The organism is Halorubrum sp. SP9 (genome assembly GCF_005435015.1).
Classification (GTDB): domain Archaea; phylum Halobacteriota; class Halobacteria; order Halobacteriales; family Haloferacaceae; genus Halorubrum; species Halorubrum sodomense.
In genome coordinates this window covers 1-1793 of the sequence record NZ_SGXU01000088.1, presented here as the reverse complement: position 1 = coordinate 1793, position 1793 = coordinate 1, and the positions used below count along the sequence as shown (strand labels likewise).

At 58.2% G+C, this 1793-nt stretch carries 1 protein-coding gene and 2 pseudogenes; 1 reads left to right on the top strand and 2 read right to left on the bottom strand.

Annotated features, from left to right (window positions below; translation table 11 throughout):
• Window positions 1-490 (top strand): annotated as a pseudogene (locus EXE45_RS16475) (hypothetical protein); the annotation flags it as partial.
• 46 nt (window positions 491-536) lie between these two features.
• On the opposite strand, the gene EXE45_RS16470 reads toward EXE45_RS16475, so the two are convergent.
• Both EXE45_RS16470 and EXE45_RS20790 read right to left on the bottom strand, forming a co-directional pair.
• The gene (locus tag EXE45_RS16470) at window positions 537-1526 is read right to left on the bottom strand and encodes a MoxR family ATPase (protein ID WP_199233666.1); all 990 of its coding nucleotides are present in this window, start codon (window positions 1524-1526) and stop codon (window positions 537-539) included.
• Window positions 1519-1793: pseudogene (locus EXE45_RS20790) on the bottom strand (DUF4350 domain-containing protein); the annotation flags it as partial. The gene EXE45_RS16470 and the pseudogene EXE45_RS20790, both read right to left, overlap by 8 nt.

Sequence of the window (1793 nt, the reverse complement as noted above, 5' to 3'; positions counted from 1 at the left end):
AGGGCTGCGGGGGGAGCCAGTGTACATCCCGGGAGAGGCGGTCCGGCTGTTTGTCCCGCGAGACGCAGATGCGCCACTCCCCGGATTAGCGACCGATCTCGATTTGTTTGTCGTGCCTGAAGACCCCACGACAGGTGGCGTTGCGTTTCATCCAACGGGGGTGCCCCTGTTCGAGGAGTTCTCAGATACGATCGATCAGTCGCTTGGCCCCCGCCCACAGTCGGCTGCGCCAGTCATTGCTGATGCGTTGGTTGAGGTGTTTGAACTCGCTGATACCGCTGAGTCGGCAGTCGATACCGACACCCAGCGCATCACGTTTGAGATCAGTGGTGCCGGGTTAGGTGACCCGACAGCTATTGATCACCCGATTTCCTCATTTCTTGCCGTCAGTCTCGTTGAGGCTCTCGCTGAACCTGTTGAGGTTACGGTCACGGCGGATGACCCGCTTACGGTGACCTGTCGATATGGCCGCGACGAAGACACAACTTAACTAGTGGGTGCCGCTGGCACCTGTTTTCGCCAGTTGAGATTGCGTCTCATTCGCCAGCGACTGCCTGCTCGTCTGTCTCAGCAAACGTTGTGTCGGCGCTTGGCGGCGTCACATCCGCAAGTATCTCGTCAATAATCGCAGACACAGATTCGTCAGCGAGTTCAGCATCAGTTGTGCGGATCACACGGTGCTTGAGCACAGGTGCGGCGAGTGATTTGATATCGTCTGGAATCACGTATTCACGCCCCTGAATCGCAGCCCGAGCCTTGCCAGCGCTCAAGAAGGCGAGCGTTGCCCGCGGGGACCCACCGTGTTGTAACATCGGTGACGCCCGTGTGGCCGCCACGAGATCCAGAATGTACTCTTTGACCGGCTCAGCGATGTAGACCTCACTGACAGCATCGCTTGCGTGCTGGAGTGTCTCCGGTTCGATGACCTGTTCAACCGCTGACGGACCAAGACCGGGCGCCGTATCAAACCGATCGAGTACCTTGCGCTCACCAGCCCGGTCAGGAATCTCAACCGTGTATTTCAGCTGGAAGCGGTCACGTTGGGCCTCTGGAAGTTCGAAGACTCCCTCCATCTCAATTGGGTTCTGCGTCGCAATCACCATGAACGGCGCCGGCAGATCGAGTGTGTCGCCGTCGATGGTGACCGTTGACTCCTCCATCGCTTCAAGCAGCGCACTCTGTGTCTTTGGCGTGGCCCGGTTGATCTCGTCGGCTACAACCAGATTTGCGAAGACGGGCCCCTTTTTGAGCTGGAACTCACCAGTCGCCTGCTGGTAGACGTTCGTCCCGACGACGTCAGCGGGCACCATATCGGGCGTCATCTGAATCCGGCTATATGAGAGTCCAGATGCCCGTGCAAAGGCGTTAGCGATCGTTGTCTTTGCGACGCCCGGAACACCCTCTAAGAGAAGATGGCCATCAGTAAGTAGCGCGATTGTCAGGCCTTCAAGCACCTCCTCATTGCCGACGATAACATCACCAACTGCCTCACGGAGCGTTTCGTACAGCGCCTCGGGGCTACTCATCGTGTTCGTCTCGTGACCGCTCAGATAAAACAGCTGTCATCACCTGTTGAAGCTGCGGCTCATCGAGATCAGGGTACTTCTCATTCAGTTCTGATCGGAGCGCGTCTGCGTCAAGCTCAACCGATTGTCCGCTCTTGGAGCGGTCCCAGACCCACCGCGGAAGGAGTGACAGCACACGCACTGGTAGCAGCGTCTCCACAGCGCTACTGACTGTACCCTCACGGACACGGCGCCATATCAGCAGCCACACACCGAGTGTCGCGAGGC